Origin of the sequence: Vibrio sp. V42_P2S4T144 (genome assembly GCF_009904715.1) — a bacterium.
Lineage (GTDB): Bacteria > Pseudomonadota > Gammaproteobacteria > Enterobacterales > Vibrionaceae > Vibrio > Vibrio alginolyticus.
Genome location: NZ_WXWS01000534.1, coordinates 1 through 2,348, shown reverse-complemented (window position 1 = coordinate 2,348; position 2,348 = coordinate 1). Strand labels below are relative to the sequence as shown.

General features: G+C 43.1%; 3 protein-coding genes and 1 pseudogene. 1 reads left to right on the top strand and 3 read right to left on the bottom strand.

Annotated elements, in window-relative coordinates; genetic code table 11:
• Positions 1–89, top strand: a pseudogene (locus CAG68_RS22575) (DUF1145 domain-containing protein); the annotation flags it as partial.
• Positions 90–145: 56 nt separating this feature from the next.
• Here CAG68_RS22575 and CAG68_RS17855 read toward each other — a convergent pair.
• From CAG68_RS17855 to CAG68_RS17845, 3 genes are all read right to left on the bottom strand, one after another.
• Complete coding sequence (locus CAG68_RS17855; RefSeq protein WP_005389671.1) at positions 146–730, bottom strand: YhgN family NAAT transporter; 585 nt, start codon at positions 728–730, stop codon at positions 146–148.
• A gap of 106 nt (positions 731–836) precedes the next feature.
• Positions 837–1,058, bottom strand: a complete 222-nt coding sequence (locus tag CAG68_RS17850; protein ID WP_005378711.1) for a YecH family metal-binding protein — start codon at positions 1,056–1,058, stop codon at positions 837–839.
• A 69-nt stretch (positions 1,059–1,127) separates the two neighbouring features.
• Positions 1,128–1,748: a lysoplasmalogenase gene (locus CAG68_RS17845; RefSeq protein ID WP_005389670.1), complete on the bottom strand. Its 621-nt coding sequence runs from the start codon at positions 1,746–1,748 to the stop codon at positions 1,128–1,130.
• Positions 1,749–2,348 lie beyond the last annotated feature (600 nt).

Below are 2,348 nucleotides of genomic sequence, written 5' to 3'. Positions count from 1 at the left end.
AAATAAAAATGAGCAGTTGGGAAAAATATTCAATCCTGATTTTTGGTATTTTTGCCCTACTCGATATTCGTCGTAAACACATGATGTAATCGCTCAGATACGAAAAAGCCGCTCTTGTGAGCGGCTTTTTTCTGCGTTTCGTTCGTCACCCAATGTAACTTTTTACACCATCTAAGAACATTTGAGTGGAGATCATCACCAGTAACAAGCCCATTAAGCGTTCTACCGCCTTCAAGCCACGCTCACCCAACAAGCGATTAAAGAAGCCATAAAACATCAGTATAAAAAATGTTGCGCCCCACGCAATTACGACTGATGCTGACATTTCCAACATTTTCTCTGGATGTTGCGAAGACAGTAAAAGCAAGGCTGCAATCACTGAAGGGCCCGCGATCATAGGAATGGCCATCGGAACAATAAAGGGCTCCTCGCCTGCTGCCAGTCCAGTGATGCTGCCAGCACTCGGGAAAATCATCTTAATCGCAATAATGAAGAGAATAATGCCACCTGAAATGCTGAGCGTTTCTGGCTGGACATGCAAAAAACTTAAGATGCTTTGTCCTGCAAACAGAAACAGCATCAAGATCAGTAAGGCAAACAGTAGTTCACGAATCAATACCTTACGACGACGCTTGGGATCGATATGTTTGAGAATAGACAACACAATCGGCAAGTTACCGAGGGGGTCCATGATTAGAAACAGCATGGTCGCTGCAGAAAGAATGTCCATATTCTGGCCTCACCTAAAAAATGGCGGCCAGTGTATAGCAAACTGACAACATGAGTATATGACTGAGGGCGAAAACACCATAGTCACCCTCGATCTTAGCCGCCGTTTAGTGATTGCAAACTCGCGCCATATTGACCACAAACTTACCTTCAAGCTCACGAATTTTGTCGCGCTTGAGCAAAAATGCTAGTAATGCATCTAAGTCTAGATCATTCAGTTTACAGGTGTGAAAGCGAACGCTAGCACCAAAGTGCTGTGTGAGGGCTTCGCGATCCATTGGTGTTTCTCTAAGTAGGTTTAGCAGCTCGTGAGCATGGATTTCACTCATTATTGACTCCAGTTATTAAGAACAATGCGTTCAGTTTACTGAAATCCTCAAGAGCTGCTTTGACTTAAATTAGTAAATGATTGAGGCAACAATGAGGGCATGAGCAAAAAAGTAACTGCCACTCACCCACAAATAGGCGTGTTTCATCGGTTTTCGATAACCGTGTATCGCGTATGCCAGCGCCGAATAGATCAGAACTAAGGTTCCGCTAAAACCGATAGCATTGGCGTAACTCGGCACTTGTAACCAAACTTCACCGGCTGCCCAAGCAAGTTGAACCAGCATCATCCCCATGATCACAACAGGGAATACCAGAGAGTCGAGTTGAGGTAGCAACAAAAAGAACGCCACGATACTCGCTGCAAGCAGCAGGGCCAACAGCCACCAGACAATCTCACCATTAAGCTGCACCCAAAATGACTTGCTGTAGCATACCTGGGCAACCAGATAAGCCGTAAAATAGATTAGCTTACGAGTTTTAAACGAGTGCAGCGTATCTGCCACCATAGACACAATAAGCCCACCCGCAATCCAGTAGGTATATGTTGCGGATGCACCTTGAGTTAACACCAACACAAGAAGAAGTAGCAGAGTAAAGATTTTAAACACGAGGGATTGTGTCGGGTTAGCTTGCTTTGCTCCCAACACGGAATACACACCTGATAGCCCTATCGCCAGCCAACTCCACATGCAGTATACACCTTTTACTTAAACTCGCCGCTAGTCTAGGTAGACCAGTTTTGATGTAAAGACGCAATCTACGAAAGTTGGATCTCGCTAGCGATTCGAAACATTTTGTAACCCTCAGCCTACGTAATAATAAAGCCGATGAGCCTGAATGATGCCACTAAACATTGGGGCCAAGCTTTGCTCATCAGCCGAACCCATCAAATCACACGACACAATAACCAACGCTTTCTAAAACTATTTAACTGAAAAACAGATAAGTGCTCCAGGTAAGCCGCTACTTCACAAACTGACGATTAAACCACCAGGATGTATGTAATGCAGGCAACAAGAATAAATAACAGACACAAAATAGAAAATAGTCTTAGTAGCGCCCTAAGAGAGGAAAAACTACTGATGACTAGGGGTAAAAACTAAGAAAACCGACCTTAATTCAGTAAAAAAAACATCAGACAAGAAAAGTAAGTCAATGATAAATAAAACCATAATTTCAATAACAGATAAAAGTGCGGACTGCATAAACCATAAAATCACTAAACACTTTTGAAGCCCATATTTTCTCATAAGGTAAGAAAATCTCACTCCATGCTTTCGATTTGACGA